Raw genomic sequence first — 20,978 nt, forward strand, 5'->3', positions numbered from 1 at the left:
ACCTTCGTCGCCTCGACCGGCCTTCGCCGGCAACCGGAGCGGCATGCTCGCCGGCATGACGACCATCATCCGCGCCGAGGCGCCGCACGATCTGCTCGCACTGATTCCGTCACTCGCCGGGTTCCGGCCGGAGCGCTCCGTCGTGTGCGTCGCCTTCGCGGGCAACCGCACGGTCGGCGTGCTGCGGCACGACCTGCCACGCCAGGTGCGCGACCGCGCCCCACTCGTCTCTGCGATCGTCGGCACACTCTGCCGCATGGGCGGCGTCGATGCGATCGTGCCCATCGTCTACACCGACGCCCGATTCGACGCCGGTCGAGGTTTGCCGCAGCGGGCGCTGCTGAGCCTCCTCGTCAAACGCAGCGAGCAAGCCGGGTTCCTCGTGCGCGACGCGCTGTGCCGAGCGGCCGACGCCTGGGGGTCGCTCCTCGATCCGGACACCCCGACGACGGGGCATCCGCTCGCCTTGATCGACGAGAGTCCCGTCACCAGGCTCGTACCGGAAGCGTGCCCCGTGCTCGCCTCGGCGAACGAAGCCGCCGATCTTCCAGCGGTCGACGCCGCTGCGTCGACCGCGCTCGCCGCCGCCCTCGATGGACTCGCGGGGGACTCTCGCGGTGCCGCCCTGACCAGGCTCGGCCCGAACGGCGACCCGGTCGTGCTCGTCGAGACGCTGCTCGACCGCAGCTCCGTGCACCCGCCGCTGCGTCTCGCCTGGTTCGTGCACCTGGCGTCGCTGCCGGCCATGCGCGACGCGATGATGCTCCAGTTCGCGTTCGGCGTGGTGGTGGGCGAGGCTGCGCACGACGATGCGATGTCGACCGCCGACCGCGCCGAGGCACTCGACGAGACGGTCGACGGGCTCGTCAGGCGGGAGATGGCGAACGGCACGGTCGGCGAGGTGAGTGAGATGCTCTCGCGGCTCATGCTCGGGCAGACGAGCCTGCGACCTGACGCACGCCGTGTGGAGCGCGCACTTTCGATGCTGCGCCCGGTGATCGCCAACGCGCCCGCGACCCATCGCGTCGGACTCCTCTGCATGGCGGCATGGCTCGCCTGGTCGCTCGGCCGCGGCTCGGTGGCCGGGGCGTTCATCGATCGGGCACTGGAGATCGACGAAGGCCACTCGATGGCCGGTCTTCTCGCGGCATTCATCGGCAGCGGTGCGCTGCCCGACTGGGCCTTCAGTGCCCGGTGAGCCGGCCGACCGCGCGGGCGACGAGGGACGGCCGTTGCGTCAGCTGTTCCTCGGCGTCGGCGAATCGCATGCCGATCACCCCGAGGTTCGCCCCGATGTAGCGCAGCGGCTCGGGTTCCCAGAGCGGCGAGCGGTGGTTGACCCACGGCAATCGCGTGAGCTCGCTGTCGACGCCGTGCACGAGATCGGCCATCGTACGGCCGGCGAGATTCGTGGTCGAGAGGCCGTCGCCGACGTAGGCGCCCGCGAAACCGACTCCGGTCTTCGGGTTGTAGCTCGCCGTGGCATTCCAATCGCGGGCGACACCGAGGGGACCGCCCCAGCGATGCGTGATCCGTGCCGCGCCCAGCGACGGGAAGAGGTCGTGCAACGCGGAATGCAAGTGCGCGAAGACCGAGTCCACACGTTCGTACGCCGGATCGAGGGCACTGCCCCAGTGGTAGCTCGCGCCTCTCCCGCCGAACGCGAAGCGATTGTCGGCGGTGCGCTGGCCGTAGACGAGCAGGTGCCGGTAGTCGCTGAACGTCTGGCCGTGATCGATGCCGATCTCCTGCCAGACCTCGTCGGACAGCGGTTCGGTGGCGATCATGAGGGAGTAGAGCGGAAGGATGCGTCGGCGGACCCGCGGCAGTCGGGCGCCGTATCCCTCGGTCGCGACGATGACGTGTCGTGCCGAGACCGTGCCCTCCGCCCCGCCGGCGTCGAGCGCACGGAACCGCACTCGGCCTGCCGACCAGTCGACGACCTCGGTGCGCTCGAACACCGCGACGCCGAGGCGTTCGACGACACGTGCGAGTCCGCGGACGAGTTTCGCAGGGTGCACCCGGGCGCACGACGGGTCGAACATCGCCGACGGGGCATCCTCGTCGAGGCTCGTCGCGCCGAACCGAGCACCGACGGCGTCCTCGTTCCAGTACTCGAGCGGGTCGACGCCGAAGCGGCGGGCCTCCTCGACCTCGCCGGCGGCGAGCTCGCGCTGCGGTCCGTTCCGGGCGAAGACCAGCGTGCCGCCCATCGCGTAGTCGCAGTCGATGCCCTCGAGCGCCGTTGCACGGCCGACCTCCTCGACGGTGTCGATCATCGCGCGGCGCATCGCCACCGCCTGGTCGAACCCGTGATCGCGCTCGATCGCCGCCGCCGACTGCGGGAACAGCGCCGAGCACCAGCCGCCGTTGCGGCCGGAGGCGCCGAAGCCCGCGAACTCCCGTTCGAGCACCGCGATCCGCAGGCTCGGATCGGCCTTCGCGAGCGAGTACGCCGTCCAGAGCGCGGTCAGCCCGCCGCCGATGAGACACACGTCGAACCGTGCATTCGCAGCGAGAGCCGCACGCGGACGGAGATCGTCGAGCCCCTGGACGACGAGGTCGTCGAGCCAGAAACTCACCCGGCGGGCGGCATCGGGTGAGGCATCCGTCACCGCCGGGAGCGTTCTCGACATCAGAGCCGGTTCGAGGCTTCCGTGAGCACGCCGCGGAGCTTCTGCTCGATCTCGGCGAACTCCGCCGGGCCGATCGTGAGCGGCGGCGCGAGCTGGATCACGGGATCGCCGCGATCGTCTGCTCGACAGTAGAGCCCGGCGTCGAACAGGGCCTTCGACAGGAACCCGCGCAGCAGCTTCTCGGACTCGTCGTCGTCGAACGTCTGCCGAGACTCCTTGTCTTTGACGAGTTCGATGCCGAAGAAGTAGCCGTCACCGCGCACGTCGCCCACGATCGGCAGATCGAGCAGCTTCTCGAGTTCCGCACGGAAGAGCGGCGAGTTCTCGCGGACCCGCTCGTTCAACCCCTCCTCCTCGAAGATGTCGAGGTTCTCGAGCGCCACCGCCGCCGACACCGGGTGCCCGCCGAAGGTGTAGCCGTGGTAGAACGACGTGTTGCCCTCGGCGAACGGCGCGTAGAGCTTCTCGGAGACGATCGTCGCCCCGATGGGGGAGTAGCCCGAGGTCATCGCCTTCGCGCACGTGATCATGTCGGGCACGTAGCCGTACGCGTCGCACGCGAACATGTGGCCGAGGCGGCCGAAGGCGCAGATCACCTCGTCGGAGACGAGGAGCACGTCGTACTGGTCGCAGATCTCGCGGACCCGCTTGAAGTACCCGGGCGGCGGCGGGAAGCAGCCCCCCGAGTTCTGCACGGGCTCGAGGAAGACGGCGGCCACCGTCTCGGGGCCCTCGAAGAGGATCATCTCCTCGATGCGGTTCGCGGCCCAGAGGCCGAAGGCCTCGACGTCGTCTGCGGGAGCGCCCATCTCGGCAGCGCGGTAGAAGTTCGTGTTCGGCACCCGGAAGCCGCCCGGGGTCACCGGTTCGAACATCTCTTTCATGGCCGGGATGCCCGTGATCGCCAGCGCGCCCTGGGGTGTGCCGTGATACGCGACCGAACGCGAGATGACCTTGTGCTTCGTGGGCCGGCCCTGGAGCTTCCAGTAGTACTTCGCGAGCTTGAACGCGGTCTCGACGGCCTCGCCGCCGCCGGTGGAGAAGAACACCCGGTTGAGATCGCCGGGCGCGTACCCGGCGAGCCGGTCGGCGAGCTCGATCGCCGAGGGGTGCGCATACGACCAGATCGGGAAGAACGCGAGCTGCTCGGCCTGCTTGGCGGCGACCTCGGCGAGACGCTTGCGCCCGTGGCCGGCGTTCACGACGAAGAGCCCGGCGAGCCCGTCGAAGTACTCTCGGCCCTCGACGTCGTAGACGTGGTGCCCCTGGCCCCGGGTGATGATCGGCACCCCCGACGTCGCCATCGTCGACTGCCGGGCGAAGTGCATCCACAGATGGTCTTTCGCCTTCTGCTGCAGCGCATCGTTGTCATAGACCGTGTCGGTCATGGCCTTCCCTTCTCGATGAGCACCCGCCTTCTCAGCGAGTGCCCCAGTTGTAGAACTGCTTCTGGAGCTTCAGGTAGACGAACGTCTCGGTCGACTGCACGCCCTCGATCACGCGGATTCTCGTGTTCAGGAGTTCGAGGAGCTCCTCGTCGTTCTCGCAGACGATCTCGGCCATCACGTCGAAACTGCCCGCCGTGAGCACGACGTAATCGATCTCGGGGATCTCCGCGAGTCGCTCGGCCAGCACCCGCGTGTCGCCCGAGGTGCGGATGCCGATCATCGCCTGCGTCGTGAAGCCGAGCTGCATCGGGTCGGTCACGGCCACGATCTGCATCACGCCGGCTTCGGTCAGGCGTTGCACGCGCTGGCGCACCGCAGCCTCCGAGAGGCCGACCGCCTTGGCGACGTCGGCATAAGAACGGCGGCCATCGGCCTGCAATTGCTCGATGATCGCCTTCGAGACGTCGTCGAGCTGCACAGGCCGGTGCGCCGCGGACCGGGTTCCGTTCGTCATCCGTCGATTGTGACAGTGGCGGATGTCGCGAGCAAGCGATTCCGTCGAATTATCGCGGTCATGCAACTGATTTCGATGGATTCCCTGGCGATGAGCCAGGCGTCGTCGGTAGCATGGCCGCGAGTGGCGACCATCACGTCGCGGTCCGGGAGCGAGCCGGGCCGAGCCAGAATCGAGGACCCGAGCAATGACCATCGACACACTCCGGAACTTCGTCGGCGGCGAGTACGTCGACGGGCGCGGGGAAACGACCATCGACCTCGTCGACCCCGCCACCGAGGAGGTGTACGCGCAGTCGCCCGTCTCGACCCCTGCCGACGTCGACGCGGCGTACCGCGCGGCATCCGATGCCTTCGCGTCGTGGGGCGAGACGACCCCTGCAGTGCGTCAGCTCGCCCTCTTCCGCATCGCCGACGCGATGGAGGCGCGGGCCGAGGAGTTCGCCGACGCGGAATCCCAGGACACCGGCAAGCCGCGGGCGAGCCTCGTCGACGACGAGATCCTCCTCTCGGTCGACCAGATCCGGTTCTTCGCCGGAGCTGCCCGCAATCTCGAGGGCCGGTCGGCGGGGGAGTACCTGCCCGACCACACCTCGTTCGTCCGGCGGGAACCGATCGGGGTCATCGGCCAGGTCACGCCGTGGAACTACCCGCTCAACATGGCGGTGTGGAAGTTCGCACCCGCGATCGCCGCGGGCAACACGATCGTGCTGAAGCCCTCGGACACCACCCCGCTCGCAACACTGCTGCTCGCGGAGGTCGCCGCGGAGTTCCTGCCGGCCGGGGTCATGAACGTCGTGACCGGCGACCGCACCACCGGGGCGGCGATGATCGACCACCCGACGCCGCAGATGGTCGCGATCACGGGCTCGGTGCGGGCCGGCATGGAGGTCGCGAGAGCGGCGGCATCCGACCTCAAGCGAGTGCACCTCGAACTCGGCGGCAAGGCGCCCGTCATCGTCTTCGACGATGCCGACATCGCAGCCGCCGTCGAGGGCATCGCCGCGGCAGGCTATTTCAACGCCGGTCAGGACTGCACCGCGGCGACTCGCGTGCTCGTGCACGAACGCATCGCCGAGGAGTTCACTGCCGCGCTCGCAGCACACGCGGCAACGCTGCGCACCGGCCCGCCTCGCGAAGACGGCGTCTTCTTCGGCCCGGTGAACAACGCGAACCAGCTCGCGCAGGTCTCGGGCTTCATCGATCGGCTGCCCGATCATGCCGTCGTCGAGACCGGCGGTCGGCGCCAGGGCGATCGCGGGTACTTCTGGACGCCGACCGTGGTCTCCGGTCTGGCGCAAGACGACGAGATCATCCAGCGCGAGGTGTTCGGTCCGGTGATCACGGTGCAGCGCTTCCGCGACGAAGGCGAGGCCCTGCGCCTGGCCAACGACGTGCAGTTCGGGCTCGCCTCGTCGGTCTGGACGACCGACCACGCCCGCGCCATGCGCTTCGCGAAGCACCTCGATTTCGGCTGCGTGTGGATCAACACGCACATCCCGATCGTCGCGGAGATGCCGCACGGCGGATTCAAGCACTCGGGCTACGGCAAGGACCTGTCGAGCTATGGATTCGAGGACTACACGCGCGTCAAGCACGTGATGAGCTACATCGGTCGCTGACCCCGGGCGAACCATGGCGGGCGTTCGTTCGCCGCGCGGGCATGATGCCAGAATGATCGGCATGGTCGCAGGTCGCGTTTCGAGTTCGGCCGTGGCCGGTGCACCCGCCTGGGACGTGATCGTGGGCGACCGGTTCCTCGCCGCCCTCGCCGCGCCGGCTCCCGAGCGGGTGCTGACCGCGCTCGCCGAAGCCGCGAGCGACGGCGGGCTCTCCCTCGAAGCGCTCGTCGGGCTGATCCCCTCGGGTCGCGTCGACCCGATCGAATCGTTCGGCATCGTCTGGTGGGCCGCAGGTGCGACCACGAGCGTCACGGCGGTCGTGCGCGGCGACGCCGTCGTCGACCTCGCCTCGCCCGGCGGCAGCCGGCGCTTCGATGCGCGAGGCATCCGGCCCTGGCACCTCGCCGACTTCCGCGACGTCGTCGCGCTGCGCATCACGGACGCCGCATCCGCGCTCGATCACGTCGGGCTCGCCGGCGAGCCGGTCGTGCCGGTGCGGGCGAGTCTCCGGGCCTCGGCCGTCGAATGGGCGGCGTCGCGGTCGGCGGACGCCGAGCCCGACCCGCCGTTCGATCTCGACGCCGACACGGTGCTCGCACCGCGCCTCCACGAGTCGGGCCTGCACGGAGCCGTCGCCGACACCATCATCACCCCGCGCCGGGCTCGGGTCTCGCGCACGGCAGTTCCGCCGTCGGCGCAACGGACGGATCCGCCGCCTTCGGCCGTGCCGCGGTCGGCCCCGCAGCCGTCGGACGCGCCGCCCTCGGGCACGCAGGGTGAGGGTGCCCCGCCGGCCGGTGCGGCGGAAGCCACCGAGGTGCCTGCCGCGTCCACGGCGACGAGTATCCCGCGATTCCGGGTCGGCGACGGCGCACCCGTACCGGTCACCGCGCCGGTGCTCATCGGCCGGCGCCCGCTGCCGCCGCGCATCGCCGAAACGGGTCCGCGGCCGGAACTGCTGACGGTCGGCTCCCCGCGCGGGGTCGTCTCGGGCACGCACCTCGAGCTGCGCCTCGTGGGCACCCGGCTCGTCGCCACCGACCTGCGATCGACGAACGGAACCGTGGTGCGCACCCCATCAGGGACGCGTCGGCTGCGCGCCGGCGAGTCGATCGTCGTGCTGCCGGGCACCATTCTCGATCTCGGAGACGATACGATCATCGAGATCCTCTCCGCCCAGAGCTCCCCGGGCGCTTGACTCGAACAGACAGCAGGCTTCACAGGTGACGCAGATCGGCAACGGCAACGCCCGCCATCGGGTCACACTGCCCGACGGCTCCGAGATCACCCTCGCATGGGCCGCCGTCACCGATACCGGCCTTCGCCGCGAGGTCAATGAAGACAGCTTCATCGCGCAAGCTCCCGTCTTCGCCGTGGCCGACGGCATGGGCGGCCACGCTGCCGGCGATTTCGCGAGCGCCGCGGTCGTCACCCGCCTCGCCGAGCACGGGGGCAAGACCCTCGTCGGCACTCCCGAGATCGACCAGGCGCTCCGGCTCGCCGTGCAAGACATGGAGCGCGGCACCGGGGTCACCGATGAAGGCAGCGGAACCACGGTCACGGGCGCCGCCCTCGGAGCGATCTCCGACGAGCCCGCCTGGATCGTGTTCAACATCGGCGATTCACGCGTCTACCGGCTCGTCGGCGGCGTGCTCGAGCAGCTCACCGTCGACCACTCGATCGTGCAGGAACTCGTCGATGCCGGCCAGATCACCCGCGAAGAGGCCGACACCCACCCCCACTCGAACGTGATCACGCGTGCCGTCGGATTCCACGAGGCGCCCATCCCCGACTATCGCGCGATCGCCGTGGAACCGGGCATGCGCCTGCTGATCTGCTCCGACGGATTGACGAAAGAACTGACCTCCTACGGAATCCGGCACTTCCTCGTGGCCAATCCGAAGGCCGAGAAGGCAGCGAAACAGCTGCTCGACGCGGCTCTCGGCAACGGCGGGCGCGACAACGTCACCGTGATCGTGATCGACGTGCTCAAGGTGGTGCGACCGGCGGGTGCGCGGCGCTCCGACGACGGCGAACTCGAGTACGCCTGACGGATGCCCGGGGCGGGTGTCCGCCTTGTGCACAGGGCCCGTCGGGGCATCCCTGACGCAGATACAATGAGGGGCACCGGGCACCGGGCACCGGGCACCGCCGCCGCCGGCAACCGGGCGGTGTTCCATCGACCCGAGAGCAGGGAGGACCGTGTCGCGTCGACTGCCGTCCACCCCGCCGAACCTGCCGGGGTTCGCGTTCATCCGTGTTCTCGGCTCGGGGGGCTTCGCGGATGTGTTCCTCTACGAGCAGAACATGCCGCGGCGTCTCGTCGCCGTGAAGGTTCTGCTCGCCGAGGTCGTCAATGACGAACTCCGGCAGATGTTCCAGGCCGAGGCCAACCTCATGGCCCAGCTCTCTTCGCACCCGTCGATCCTCACGGTGTACCAGGCGAGCGTCGCCGCCGACGGCCGGCCGTACCTCGTGATGGAGTACTGCTCCGCATCGCTCGGCCAGCGGTATCGGGCCGTGCAGTTGCCGATCGCCGAGGTTCTCGCTGTCGGCGTGCGCATCGCGAGCGCAGTCGAGACCGCGCACCGGCAGGGCGTCCTGCACCGCGACATCAAGCCGTCCAACATCCTCACGACCGCCTACGGCCATCCCGTGCTCTCCGACTTCGGCATCGCCGCCACGCTCGGCCAGGCCGAGTCCAGTGACGCCATCGGCCTGTCGATCCCATGGTCGGCGCCCGAGGTGCTGCACGACGAGGTGTCGGGAACCGTGGCGAGCGAGGTCTGGTCGCTCGGCGCGACCGTGTACTCGCTGCTCGCCGGGCGCAGCCCGTTCGAGGTGCCCGGCGGCGACAACGGCTCTGGTGCTCTCATGGCACGGGTCGACAAGGCGAAGATCACTCCGACCGGGCGAGCCGACGTGCCGAAGGACCTCGAGGCGGTGCTCGCCCGCGCGATGTCGCGCAACCCGTCTGCGCGGCAGTCCAGCGCGCTCGAATTCGTCCGCGACCTGCAGTCGGTGGAGGAAGGACTCGGGCTCACCCAGACGCCGCTCGAGGTCGTGATGGACGACTGGGCGCTGACGACCGCCGTCGACCTCGACGAACGCACCCGGATCAGCGGCGCGCATGGTGTCGCAGCACCACCCGCGCGCCGACGGCGGGCTCGGGGTGCTGCCGCCCAGGGGGCCACTCAGCTCGGCGCAGACTCGCGCTCGCACGAGCCCAGCACCGGCCGCTCCCGCACGATCCCGCCGACGACGCGCCGATTGGCGTGGGGGATCTCGATCGTCTCGGTGCTGCTCATCGCGCTCGTCGGCGCGGGCGCGTACGCCGTGATCCAGGGCACTCGGTCGATTCCCGTGGTGACCGACGTGCAGGGGTTCGCCGATGCCGGTGCGGTGACCTTCGCCTGGGACGATCCGGGCCTCCAGAGCGGCGACGCCTACGTCGTGACCGTCGACGGGGAGCGTTTGCCGATGCAGCGCGAGTCACGCGTGACCGTGCCGGCCGAAGACGGCGACCACGTGTGTGCGAGCGTCGCGGTCACCCGTGACGGCAAATCGGGCGCTCCGAGCGCAGAGCGCTGCGTCGACGTGGTCATCGACATCGACGAAGGCGCATGATGGTGAACGGTCCCGCACTCTCGCGCCTGTCTCGGCCACGATCCGCGATCATCACGGCGGCAGCGACGACCGCGGTCGTCGTGCTCGTCGCGGGGGTCGCCATCGCCTCCGGTGGATACGCCGCACAGCGGGTCGACCTGGGCGACGCCGCCGTCTGGGTGGGCAGCAATGATCATCAGTCGATCGGACGTGCGAACACGGCGGTGCTCGAGCTGAACTCGGTCGTCGAAACCGGCTCCACCGACGCGGAGATCGTGCAACAGGGGGCCACCGTGCTCGCGCTCGATGCGGCGAGGGCGACGGCCGGAATCATCGATGCGACCACCTCGACCCTCACCGACAGCGTGGCCGTTCCTCCCGACGACGCAGAGCTCTCCCTCGCCGGCACGCGCGTGATCATCGCCTCCGGCGGCGACGTGTGGTCGGCGCCCGTCGCGCAATTCGCGCAGTTCGACGTCGGCACCGAGCCGATGCTGGCCTTCGGCGCCGGATCCGTGACCTCGGTCGATCCCGACGGCACGCTCTTCGCCTACACGCCGTCGACGGGTGATATCGCGCGGGTCGACGCAGCCGAGGCAGAGACCGTGGCCGCCCGGTGGCAGATCGAACCGGTCGTCGGCGAGCCCGAAGTGCAGATCACCTCGGTCGGCGACGGTTGGGCGGTGCTCGACGTCGACACCGGCCGGCTCCACCTCGAGCGAGGAGCGGTCGATCTCAGCTCGCTGATCGAGCCGAGTGACAGCCCGGTGCTCCAGAGGGCTTCGAGCGCCGGCGACGAGGTCGCGATCGCGACCCGCCAGGGACTCGTCACCGTCGGACTCGACGGAGAGGCGCCGCGCGTACGGGTGGAGGGGCGCTCCGGCCTGCCCGCCGCTCCCGTGGTGCACAACGGCTGCCTGCACGCCGCTTGGGGGTCGGGTACGGCATGGCGCTCCTGCACCGCCGGCGATCGAGCACCGGGCGACCTATCGACGGCCCCGACCACGGGCGACTACGTCTTCGTGGCGAACGGCGGCTCGATCGTGCTGAATGAGCGCACGAGCGGAAAATCCTGGGCCGCCGCCGACGAGTACGGCCTCATCGACAATTGGGATGAACTCCTCGAGATCGAGCGCGACGAGGAGACCGTCGAGCAGAACGACCCCGAAACGCAGCCGACGGTCGAGAAGAGCCAGGTGCCGCCCGTGGCCGTCGACGACGAGTTCGGCGCCCGTCCCGGTCGCACGACGACCCTGCCGGTGCTGCTGAACGACTACGACGCCAATGGCGATGTCATCGTCGTCGACGCGGTCGACGGAGACCTCCCCGCCGGCGTCGACCTCGACCTCGTCGCCGACGATCAGCAGCTGCAGCTGAAGCTCGACAACGAGGCATCCGGGGTCATCGCGGTCGGCTACACGATCGATGACGGATTCGGCGGCACCGCGCGAGCGACGGTGCGTGTGACCGTGCGCGAGGCCGACGAGAATTCACCCCCGGTGCAACACCGCCCCACGAGGGCGTTCGTCGAGGCCGGTGGCCGGGTGACGACCCCGGTGCTCGCCGACTGGGTCGACCCCGACGGCGATCCGTTCTTCCTGCAGCAGGGCACTGCCGGCGAGCCGGATTCCCTCTCATCGACCGCCGACGGCGTCGTCGTCTTCGACGAGAAGGGCGGCGCCGGTGCGGAGCGCACGGTCTCGCTCGAGGTCTCCGACGGACGCGACCTCGCCGTCGGCACGCTCGGCATCGGCGTGCGCGCGCCCGGCGATGTTCCCCTCGTGGCCGATCCGTTCGTCGTGCTCGCGACCGCCGGCCAGGAGATCCGTGTCGAACCGCTACGGCACGTGCGAGGCGGCTCCGGTCGAATCCAGCTGAGCGCGGTGCCGGCCAAGCCCGACACCCAGCTCACACCTGACTTCGACGGCGGCACCTTCAGATTCACGAGTGCCGCGGTGGGCACCCACTACCTCGAGTACACCGTGACCGACGGCGCCCACACGACGACCGGACGCGTGCGGGTCGACGTCTCCGCTCCGCCCGAGCGCGACACGACCCCGATCACGGTGCCGCACACGGCCTTCGTCCGATTGACGCAGTCGGTCGACGTCGACGTGCTCGCGACCGACATCGACCCGACGGGCGGAGTGCTCATCCTCACCGGACTCGGCGAACCCGCCGCAGAAGCCGGTGTGCAGGTCGAGGTCGTCGAGCATCGCATCCTTCGGGTGACGCTGACGCAACCCCTCGACTCGGGTTCGACCGTGTTCGGGTACCGCGTGAGCAACGGCCTCGCCGAAGCCCAGGGCGAGGTGACCCTCGTGGAGATGCAGGAACCCGAGCGCAAGCAGCCGCCCGTCGCCGTGCCCGACACCGTCTCCGCGCGCACCGGAGACGTCGTCGACATCCCGGTGCTCGCCAATGACGAGCATCCCGACGCGTTCCCGATCACCCTCGACCCCGCTCTCGAGCGCGAGCCCGATGCCGGGCTGCTCTTCGTCGACGGCGATCGTCTCCGCTTCTTCGCGCCCGACACGGCGGGGGAGTTCGAAGCGGTCTACCGCATCAACGGGCCCGACATGCAGTCCGCGACGGCCACGGTGCGCATCTCGGTGCGTGCGGCCGATCCCGAGACGAACAGCTCGCCGGTGCCGGCGACCGTGACGGCGAGAGGGCTGGCCGGCGAGACCGTGCGCATCCCGATCCCGCTCGGTGGGGCCGACCCCGACGGCGACAGCGTGCAGTTGCTCGGGCAGGAATCGAATCCCGAGCGCGGCAGCGTCACCTCGCGCGGCGCCGACTGGCTCGAGTACGAGGCAGGCGAGTACTCGGCGGGCACCGACGAGTTCCAATACGAGGTCGTCGACGCGCTCGGAGCGCGCGCGACCGGCACGGTGCGGGTGGGCATCGCGCCGCGGCTCGACGGGGCCAGGGCGCCCATCGCCGTCGGCGACTCCGTGAACGTACGCCCCGGACGCACGATCTCGGTTCGAGTCCTCGAGAACGATTCGGATCCCGACGGCGGTGCCCTCACCTTGCAGAGCGTCGAAGTGAACACGGGCGACGCGACGGCGGAGATCGTCGACGATCGACTCGAGATCGAGCTCCCCCCGGGTGAGCACGAGTACAGCTTCACCTACACGATCGAGAACGAGCAGCTCGGCTCAGCCTCGGCCTTCGTCAAGATCGTGGCGAGCGACGACGCGCCCCTCGCCCGCCCCGAAGCCTCCGATACCGTCCTGACCCTGAGCGACATCCTCGGCGAAGACCACATCGACGTGCCGGTGCTGCGCAAGGTCTTCCTGGCCGACGGCGACGAGTCCGACCTCCTCGTCGGTCTCGTCGACGGCTACGACCGAGGCGCGACGGTGCGCGAAGACGGCAGCATCCGCGTGAAGGTCGAAGACCGCCGGCGCGTGATCCCCTTCTCCGTCGCGCATCCCGAAGACCCCGCCATCGTCGCCTACGCCTTCATCTGGGTGCCCGGCCGCGACGATGCGCTGCCGCAATTGCGCTCCGATGCCCCGGCCGTGCGCGTCGTGAGCGGCGAGGCGGTCACGATCGAACTCGAGGAGTTCGTCATCGCCGCATCGGGCCGGCCGGTCAAGATCACGGATGCCGCGACCGTGCGTGCCTCGCACAGCGACGGGACGGAACTGGTCGTCGACCAGGACACGCTCCGGTACCGCAGCGAAGAGGGGTACTTCGGTCCGGCTTCCCTCTCGTTCACCGTCACCGACGGCGAGTCGGCAGCGGATCCGTCGGGGCGCACCGGGACCATCGTCATCCCCATCGTGGTGCAGCCGACCGAGAACCAGCCTCCGGCTTTCACGGGCGGAGTCATCGACTTCGAACCGGGCCAGTCGAAGACGATCGATCTCCTGAAACTCACGAACTATCCCTACGCGGATGCTCGCAAGGAGCTCGTGTACCGACTGCTCCCGCCGCCGGTCGAGGGGTTCCGATTCACGCTCGACGGCGACGAGCTCACGATCCGGGCCGAGGAGTCCACGGCCAAGGGCAACCGGGGTGCCGTCGCAGTCGGGGTGTCCGACGGCGCCGGCGACGGCAAGCCCGGGCGCATCGAGCTGCGGGTCGTGCCGTCGACGAAGCCGATCGCCCAGCCCGTCGCAGACAGCGCGGTCGCTGCGCGGGGCCGCACGACCTCGATCGACGTGCTCGCGAACGACGGGGCCACGAACCCGTTCCCCGACGTGCCGCTCCGGGTCGTCGACGTGCGCGGACTCGACTCCGACAGCCTCCCCGACGGCGTCTCGATCGTGCCGAGTGACGACCGTTCGACCCTGAACGTGACCGTCGCCGCCGGAGCAGCTCCGGTCAACTCATCAGTGCAGTACCAAGTGGCCGATGCCACCGACGACCCCAGCCGGTATGCGTGGGGAACCGCCACGATCTCCGTGCAGGACCGGCCCGATCCCGTCACTGGCGTGCAGGTGACCGGGTTCGGCGACGAGACCCTCGATGTCGTCTTCGGCGCCGGGGCGTTCAACAACTCGCCCATCACCGGCTATGAGATCGCGCTCGTCGACGCGAGCACCCGTGACGTGCTGCGTTCGTCGGATTGCGCGGCGACCACGTGCACGGTTCCGACTTCCGGCAACGGCCAATCGAACGCGGTCTTCCTGCGGGTGCAGGCGCGCAACGGGATCGGACTCTCCGACCCGGTCGAGGCGCCTGGCCCGATCTGGTCGGACGTCATCCCGCCTCCGCCAGGCGGCCTGCGTGCGCTGCCGCGCGACGGCCGGCTGCTCATCGAGTGGACGCCGGTGTCGACGGGTGCCGGCAGCGCCGTCGGCTCCTACGTGGTCACGGTCGCCGGCGTCTCGAACGAGGTGTCGGCGGGTGCGGCGTGCACGGCGACGCTCTGCTCGACCGAGTCGCAGCCGCTCGAGAACGGCAGCCAGGTGCCGATCACGGTCAGCGCCCGCAACCAGGCGTACCCGGCGCTCGCGGTCTGGACCGAGGCCGGCGGCTCAGGCACGCCGTTCGGTCCACCGGTCGCCGGCGGCATCTCGGTCAACGGCGACGCGACGGCCGGCACGGTCACCGTCTCCTGGGAGCCGTTCGCGGCGAACGGCGACGCGATCGGCGGGTACTACGTGCAGCGTCTCGTCGACGGTGCGACCAGTGTTCCGAGCGGCGCCCAGGCGTGCTCGGTGACCACCCCGGCGCCAGGCTCGGTCGTGGCGCCGTCGGGCGGCGGCAGCGTCGCCGAGGTCGTGCAGGTCGGCCCTGAGACGACGAGCGTCCAGTTCGCGGGCACCGCGGCCGAGTCCACGCGCTACTCGTTCCTCGTCTGGGGGTTCAACCGTGCCGCGTGCGTGAACACCGAAGTCGCCGGCACCGTCGTGCGCCCGGCGCCCGGGAGCGTCCAGAGCGTTGACAGTCGTATGCTCTTCCGCACCACCGAGCTCTACGACCGGTACATCGACGGTGTGTCGCCGGGGGCATGGCGGTACAACATCGTGGCCGTCGACCACAACGGCGCACAGATCCCCGGCACCCTCCGCAGCTTCGGCGGATCGGGATGGGCTCAGGATCTCTTCGCACGTCCATATGGGGAATCGGTGCGATTCCAGGTGCAGGCGTGCTCGGTCTGGGGCAGTTGCGGGCCGTGGTCGGCCGTGCTGCCGTCCGACTCGAGACCCTCACTCACCTTCGCACTGCCGAGCCGTGTCTGGGACGGCGCCTCGAAGCAGTGGTCGTGGACCGCGGCACCGTCGAACTCCGGCCTGCCCGCGGCGTTCCGGTGCGGCGTCGACGGCAACCCCGGCGGGCGCACCGCGCAGACCGAGACCAGCTGCCAGGTCCCCGAAGCCAGCCCCGATGACCGGGTCTGGTTGGATGTTGAGATCGCGGGCATCGTCGTCCGCTATGAGAACCGCTGAGAAGGAGCCGGACATGACCATGACCCCCGAGGAGGCGACGCGGTTCGCCGCGACGCTCGACCGGCTCGTCGGCGCGGTCGAGGAAGTGCTGCTCGGCAAGAACCGGGTCATCCGGCTCGCATTCACGGCATTCCTCAGTGAAGGACACCTGCTGCTCGACGATGTGCCGGGCACCGGCAAGACCTCGCTCGCCCGGGCCATGGCGCAATCGATCGAGGGCACGAGCAACCGGGTGCAGTTCACGCCCGACCTCCTGCCCGGCGACATCACCGGGGTCACGGTGTACGACCAGCGGTCCGGCGTCTTCGAGTTCCACCCGGGGCCGGTGTTCGCGAGCATCGTGCTCGCCGACGAGATCAACCGGGCGAGCCCGAAGACCCAGTCGGCGCTGCTCGAGGTCATGGAGGAGGGCCAGGTCACCGTCGACGGGCAGAGCCATCTGGTGGGGCATCCGTTCATGGTCATCGCAACGCAGAACCCCGTCGAGCAGGCCGGCACGTATCGGCTCCCCGAGGCCCAACTCGACCGGTTCCTGATGCGGACCTCGATCGGATATCCCGACCACGCCTCCACGATCCGGATCCTCGAGGGCGCCGATCAGCGCGCGCACGAGCACCGCGTCGAACCCCAGCTCGCCGCCGCCGAGGCAGTCGAGATGGCGGCGATCGCCCGCACCGTCTACGTCGACCCGACGATCCACGACTACGTCTCGCGGTTGGTCGACTCCACGCGCACCGCTCGCGAGGTGAGGCTCGGCGTCAGCGTGCGCGGGGCGCTCGCGCTCATCCGGGCCGCCAAGACCCACGCCGCCGGTCGAGGGCGCCACTACGTGGTACCCGACGACGTGAAGGCGCTCGCCGAACCCGTGCTCGCACATCGGTTGATCCTCGACCCCGAGGCAGAGTTCGACGGCGTCACGGCGTCGAACATGATCGCCCAGGTGCTCATCGAGACACCGCCGCCCTCGACCAGGCAGGCGGTGTGACGCTCACTCAGACTCGAACGACGATTCCCGAGGAAGCCAAGAAAGAGGGCCTGCTCGCGGTCGTCATCAGTCGCGCCGTCCAAGCGACACGCACGGCGGATGCCGCGGTCACGCGAGCGACCGAGGCCGTGCACGGTGTCGTGACACCGATCGGCTGGGCGGTGATCGCCGGTGCCGCGCTCGCACTCCTCATCGGATACGGGTGGGGCTGGCTCGAGCTCATCGCACTCGGCTGGGGACTGGCGGTGCTCGTCGCTGCGGCATCCGTGTGGCTCATCGGCCGCGGCGCCGGCTCCATCCGGCTCGTGCTGCCGTCGCCCCGAGTGGTCGTCGGGGAGCCCGCCGAAGCCCGGCTGATCGCGGCGAGTCCAGGTGGACGCAGGTTCGGCGGAGTCCAACTCGAGCTCCCCGTCGGCCGCCGTGTCGTCGAGCGGGTGCTGCCGGCGCTTCCCCGCGGCCGCGCCTTCGATGAACAGTTCCGCATCCCGACCGAACGCCGAGGCGTGATCGCCATTGGTCCTGCGCGCACCGTGCGCGCGGACCCGATCGGCCTCATGCGGCGCGAGTTCGTCTGGTCGGACACCGTCGATCTGCACGTGCACCCGCGAACGGTTCCGATCGCCGCTCTCAGCTCCGGCTTCATCCGCGACCTCGAGGGCACGCCGACCCGTGACCTCACCGCGAGCGACATCGCCTTCCATGCGTTGCGTGAATACGTGCCCGGCGACGACCGGCGATTCATCCACTGGCGAAGCTCGGCCAAGACCGGCACGTTCATGGTGCGCCAGTTCGAGGAGACCCGGCGCAGCCGGCTCATGGTGCTGCTCGACCTCGATCCGGGCGCCTACACCGACGAGGCGGAGTTCGAGCTCGCGGTCAGCGCCGCGGCATCCGTCGGCGCACGTGCGATCCGCGACGCCCGGACGGTCTCGTTCGTCGTCTCGGGGCACGCATCGACCGCCGGAATACGGCAGAACGCCATGCGGGAACTGCCGACGGTCTCGCGCGACCGCCTTCTCGATGCGCTCTGCCTCGTCGAGACCGAGGAGACCGCGGTGATGCTCCCCGACGTCGCACGTGCCGCCGCGGAATCGCTCGCGGGCGTCTCGCTCGCCTTCCTCGTGACCGGCACCGCTCGCGGAATCGCACCGTTGCGCTCAGCGGCGACCCGCCTGCCGCCCGGCGTCGAGACGATCGCCGTGCAGTGCGCACCCGAGGGTGAGGCGACCGCTCGCACGATCGCCGGACTCACCGTGTTCGGCATCGGGTACCTCGAAGACCTGCGTGCGATGCTCGCGAGATCGGCATCCGTCGCATGAGCGCCCGCACTCCCGCCGGCGCGACCCGATTCGGTCCCACGCTCGTGACGATCGTGCTCGTGGTCGCGATGCTCGCCGCGGCGATGGTGCCGTGGTGGCCGATCTACGAGAGCCCCGAGTTCGTCATCGCCGCCGCGGTCGGGATCGTCGCCGGAACGATCATCGGCGTCGTGGGCGCCCGCTACCGGCTCCAGTCCTGGATCACCGTGCTCTCCATGTTCGGTGCGTTCCTCGTGCTCGGCGTGCCGGCCGCGGTGCCGGGCCGCGCGATCGCCGGGGTCCTGCCGACACCCGCCGGCATCGTCGAGCTCCTCGCCGGTGCCGCGCTCTCGTGGAAGCAGCTCGTCACGATCTCGGTTCCCGTCGGCTCCTACCAGGCCCTGCTGGTGCCGCCGTTCCTCCTGGCGCTCGTGGCAGCGGTGATCGCGATCTCGATCGCGCTGCGGAGCCGGCGGCCCGCGGCGGCAGCACTGCCGCCCGCAGTGCTCCTCATCGTCGGCATCGCGCTCGGTGTGGTCCATTCGGCGCTGGCCGTCGAAGCCGGCATCGCGTTCCTCATCGCGGCGGTGGCCTGGCTCGTCCGCGTCGCGATCGCAGCTCGGCGGGCGATCACGAGCGGTCGCCGCGTCGAGGCCGCACTCACCGATGCGCGCCGAGTGCTCGGAGCTTCGGCGCTCGTGGCCATCGCGGTCATCGGGGCCACCGCGGCATCCCTCGCCCTGCCGGTGCCGCCGCGCAACGTCGTGCGGGCCGAGCTGCAACCGCCGTTCGAACCTCGCGACCACGACAGTCCGCTCGCGGGGTTCCGTGCCGCGTTCAGGGACGACGTCGCCGAGCGGACGATGCTCGACGTGCGCGGCCTCCCCGACGGAGCCGGCCTTCGCGTCGCGACCCTCGACACCTACGACGGCATCGTCTACTCGGTGGGCGGAGCCGACGGAGCCTCCGCCTCGGGTCGATTCACGCGGGTGCCGTACCGACTCGACCAGTCCGGCATCAGCGAACAGAACGTGCCCGTCGAGATCGAGGTCGAGGTGCAGGGGTATTCGCAGGTGTGGGTGCCGGGCATCGGCCGGCTCGAGCGGATGACCTTCGGCGGCACCCGGGCGGAGACGCTCACCGAGTCGTTCTTCTACAACGACGTGACGAGCACCGGTGCGGTGCAGAGCGCACTCCGCGCCGGCGATCGGTACACGGCGACGTCGGTGGTGCCGGTCGAACCCGCCGACCTCGTGACACTGAGCCCGGGCACGAGCGTGCTGCCCACCGCGCCCGATCTGCCCGAGAACCTGGCGCGGCTGCTCGACGAATGGGCGCCGGCGTCAGATGATCCCGGCGAGCGGCTGCGCGCGGTCGTCGAGGGCTTCCATGCGAACGGCTATGTCAGTCACGGCCTCGATGAGGAGGAGCCGAGCCGCTCGGGCCACTCGCTCGATCGCCTCGAGGAGCTCGCGGTCGAGAAACCGATGATCGGCGACGGCGAGCAGTACGCCGTGGCGGCCGCGCTCATGGCCCGGAGCATCGGCTTTCCGGCGAGGGTCGTCGTCGGCTACCTGCCGAGCGACGGCGTCGGTTCGGAGGAGCCGGACGGTTCGGAGGCGACGGACGGTTCGGAGGAGCCGGACGGGGCGGATGCCTCGACCCCACCCGTTCCGAACGGCGTCACGAGGTTGCAGAGCAACGACCAGCAGGCGTGGATCGAGGTGCAGCGGGCCGACGGAGCGTGGATCGCAGTGGACCCGAACCCGGTGCCGCGTGAGATCCCCGAGCGCGAGCCAGACCAACCGACGATCGTCTCGCGGCCGCAATCGGTTCTGCCACCGCCGGCGGAGCGCACACCGGTCGATGACCTGGGATCCGACTCCGAGACGCCCCCCGACGATCCCGATGACGATGCGCAGGCCTGGCTCCAGGTGCTGCTCGGGGTGTTCGGCGTCGCCGGACTGGTGCTCGCCGGCCTCGCCGTGATCGCGAGCCCGTTCCTCGCCATCATCGTCGCGAAGCTGCGGCGCAGGCGGCTCCGGCGCCGAGCCCCGACAGCGGTCGAACGCATCGAGGGCGGCTGGCAGGAGTTCGCCGATGCGGCCGCCGACTACGGCTACGCCATCAGCCCGACGGCGACCCGTTCCGAGCAGGCTGCGACCGTCGGGGGTCTCGCACCCCTCGTTCTCGCCTCGGTCGTCGATCGGGCGGTGTTCGCCCCTGACGGTCCGTCCGACGGCGACGATCTGCGCGTGTGGGATTCCGTCGATGAGCTGCAGCAGCGCCTCGGTGCGCCGCGACCGCTCCGCGAGCGGTTGCGGGCTTCGGTCTCGCTGACCTCGCTCGGCGGGTACGCTGTCTCCCGGAGAGGAGCGCGGTCGTGACGTGTCGGATCTGCGGGGCCGAGCTCCCCGACGGGGCCATGTTCTGCGGCGAATGCGGCAGCTCGACGAGCGCGACCCCCGAGTCCCGGCGTCGACCCGATCCGAGACCCGGCGACACCACGGTGATCGAGCGGCCGGCGAGGCGCAACAGCGGGGTGATCAGCATTCCGGTCGACGGTTTCCGCGCGGTCACGGCGATCGAGCCGGTGGATGCCGCGGGCCTCGCCTCGCCCGCTCCGGCGGCGCACCCCGAGACCGTCGAGCCGCCGGCATCGACGAGATTCGTGCTCACCTTCAGCACCGGCGAGACCCGCACGGTGTTCGGATCCGGCCTCATCGGCCGTCGGCCGATGCCGCAGCCCGGCGAGCAGTTCGATCACCTCGTGCAGATCGCCGATCGCTCGCTGTCGGTGTCGAAGACGCACCTGGAGTTCGGGGAGCACGACGGCACGCTCTGGATCGCCGACCGGTTCTCGGGCAACGGCACCATCGTGCGACGCCCCGATGACGGGGCGGTGCGCTGCGAATCCGGACGACGATATCTCGTTCCGAGGGGGAGCCGGGTGGAGCTGGCGGAGCAGTTCTTCGTCGTCGCTTGAGCGCCGGCGAAGCATCGGCCCGGCGTTTTCGGAGT

General features: G+C 70.1%; 13 protein-coding genes. 10 read left to right on the plus strand and 3 right to left on the minus strand.

Annotated features, from left to right (window positions below):
• The first annotated feature begins 55 nt into the window (after positions 1-55).
• Positions 56-1,198 (plus strand): DUF4192 family protein, encoded by a 1,143-nt coding sequence (locus tag DCE93_RS04870; RefSeq protein WP_168186165.1) that lies wholly within the window; start codon positions 56-58, stop codon positions 1,196-1,198.
• Here the strand turns inward: DCE93_RS04870 and DCE93_RS04875 are convergent.
• Genes DCE93_RS04875 through DCE93_RS04885 form a run of 3 tightly spaced genes read right to left on the minus strand, consistent with a single transcriptional unit; the run spans position 1,185 to position 4,538 of the window.
• Complete coding sequence (locus DCE93_RS04875; protein WP_108594892.1) at positions 1,185-2,636, minus strand: NAD(P)/FAD-dependent oxidoreductase; 1,452 nt, start codon at positions 2,634-2,636, stop codon at positions 1,185-1,187. The two genes, DCE93_RS04870 and DCE93_RS04875, sit on opposite strands and share 14 nt — an antisense overlap.
• The gene (locus DCE93_RS04880) at positions 2,636-4,024 is read right to left on the minus strand and encodes an aspartate aminotransferase family protein (RefSeq protein WP_108594893.1); all 1,389 of its coding nucleotides are present in this window, start codon (positions 4,022-4,024) and stop codon (positions 2,636-2,638) included. The genes DCE93_RS04875 and DCE93_RS04880 overlap by 1 nt, the downstream gene beginning before the upstream one ends.
• Before the next feature lie 31 nt (positions 4,025-4,055).
• Positions 4,056-4,538 (minus strand): Lrp/AsnC family transcriptional regulator, encoded by a 483-nt coding sequence (locus DCE93_RS04885; protein ID WP_108594894.1) that lies wholly within the window; start codon positions 4,536-4,538, stop codon positions 4,056-4,058.
• A 187-nt stretch (positions 4,539-4,725) separates the two neighbouring features.
• On the opposite strand from DCE93_RS04885, the gene DCE93_RS04895 reads away from it, so the two are divergent.
• The 9 genes from DCE93_RS04895 (at position 4,726) to DCE93_RS04935 (ending at position 20,943) form a co-directional block, all read left to right on the plus strand.
• Positions 4,726-6,159, plus strand: a complete 1,434-nt coding sequence (locus DCE93_RS04895) for a gamma-aminobutyraldehyde dehydrogenase (RefSeq protein WP_108594896.1) — start codon at positions 4,726-4,728, stop codon at positions 6,157-6,159.
• Positions 6,160-6,250: 91 nt separating this feature from the next.
• Positions 6,251-7,357, plus strand: a complete 1,107-nt coding sequence (locus tag DCE93_RS04900) for an FHA domain-containing protein (RefSeq protein WP_146184938.1) — start codon at positions 6,251-6,253, stop codon at positions 7,355-7,357.
• Positions 7,358-7,382: 25 nt separating this feature from the next.
• The gene (locus DCE93_RS04905) at positions 7,383-8,210 is read left to right on the plus strand and encodes a PP2C family protein-serine/threonine phosphatase (RefSeq protein WP_108594898.1); all 828 of its coding nucleotides are present in this window, start codon (positions 7,383-7,385) and stop codon (positions 8,208-8,210) included.
• Positions 8,211-8,361: 151 nt separating this feature from the next.
• Positions 8,362-9,786: a serine/threonine-protein kinase gene (locus DCE93_RS04910; protein WP_108594899.1), complete on the plus strand. Its 1,425-nt coding sequence runs from the start codon at positions 8,362-8,364 to the stop codon at positions 9,784-9,786.
• Positions 9,783-15,674, plus strand: a complete 5,892-nt coding sequence (locus DCE93_RS04915; RefSeq protein ID WP_146184939.1) for an Ig-like domain-containing protein — start codon at positions 9,783-9,785, stop codon at positions 15,672-15,674. The genes DCE93_RS04910 and DCE93_RS04915 overlap by 4 nt, the downstream gene beginning before the upstream one ends.
• 13 nt (positions 15,675-15,687) lie before the next feature.
• On the plus strand, positions 15,688-16,659 hold the full coding sequence (locus DCE93_RS04920) for an AAA family ATPase (RefSeq protein WP_108594901.1): 972 nt from the start codon (positions 15,688-15,690) through the stop codon (positions 16,657-16,659).
• A complete protein-coding gene (locus DCE93_RS04925) occupies positions 16,656-17,978 on the plus strand; it encodes a DUF58 domain-containing protein (protein WP_108594902.1) in 1,323 nt (440 codons plus the stop codon). Before DCE93_RS04920 ends, DCE93_RS04925 begins: the two co-directional genes overlap by 4 nt.
• On the plus strand, positions 17,975-20,344 hold the full coding sequence (locus tag DCE93_RS04930; protein WP_108594903.1) for a transglutaminase TgpA family protein: 2,370 nt from the start codon (positions 17,975-17,977) through the stop codon (positions 20,342-20,344). The genes DCE93_RS04925 and DCE93_RS04930 overlap by 4 nt, the downstream gene beginning before the upstream one ends.
• On the plus strand, positions 20,341-20,943 hold the full coding sequence (locus DCE93_RS04935) for a zinc-ribbon domain-containing protein (RefSeq protein ID WP_108594904.1): 603 nt from the start codon (positions 20,341-20,343) through the stop codon (positions 20,941-20,943). Before DCE93_RS04930 ends, DCE93_RS04935 begins: the two co-directional genes overlap by 4 nt.
• Positions 20,944-20,978: the final 35 nt, after the last annotated feature.

It is taken from the genome of Agromyces badenianii (assembly GCF_003070885.1).
GTDB classification, from domain to species: Bacteria; Actinomycetota; Actinomycetes; order Actinomycetales; family Microbacteriaceae; genus Agromyces; species Agromyces badenianii.

What these genes read in the sequence shown, in the direction of transcription:
- DCE93_RS04885 (WP_108594894.1), bottom strand. Translation starts at nt 4,538, where the DNA reads ATGACGAACGGAACCCGGTCCGCGGCGCACCGGCCTGTGCAGCTCGAC.
- DCE93_RS04875 (WP_108594892.1), bottom strand. Translation starts at nt 2,636, where the DNA reads ATGTCGAGAACGCTCCCGGCGGTGACGGATGCCTCACCCGATGCCGCC.
- DCE93_RS04870 (WP_168186165.1), top strand. Translation starts at nt 56, where the DNA reads ATGACGACCATCATCCGCGCCGAGGCGCCGCACGATCTGCTCGCACTG.
- DCE93_RS04915 (WP_146184939.1), top strand. Translation starts at nt 9,783, where the DNA reads ATGATGGTGAACGGTCCCGCACTCTCGCGCCTGTCTCGGCCACGATCC.
- DCE93_RS04880 (WP_108594893.1), bottom strand. Translation starts at nt 4,024, where the DNA reads ATGACCGACACGGTCTATGACAACGATGCGCTGCAGCAGAAGGCGAAA.
- DCE93_RS04920 (WP_108594901.1), top strand. Translation starts at nt 15,688, where the DNA reads ATGACCATGACCCCCGAGGAGGCGACGCGGTTCGCCGCGACGCTCGAC.
- DCE93_RS04895 (WP_108594896.1), top strand. Translation starts at nt 4,726, where the DNA reads ATGACCATCGACACACTCCGGAACTTCGTCGGCGGCGAGTACGTCGAC.
- DCE93_RS04930 (WP_108594903.1), top strand. Translation starts at nt 17,975, where the DNA reads ATGAGCGCCCGCACTCCCGCCGGCGCGACCCGATTCGGTCCCACGCTC.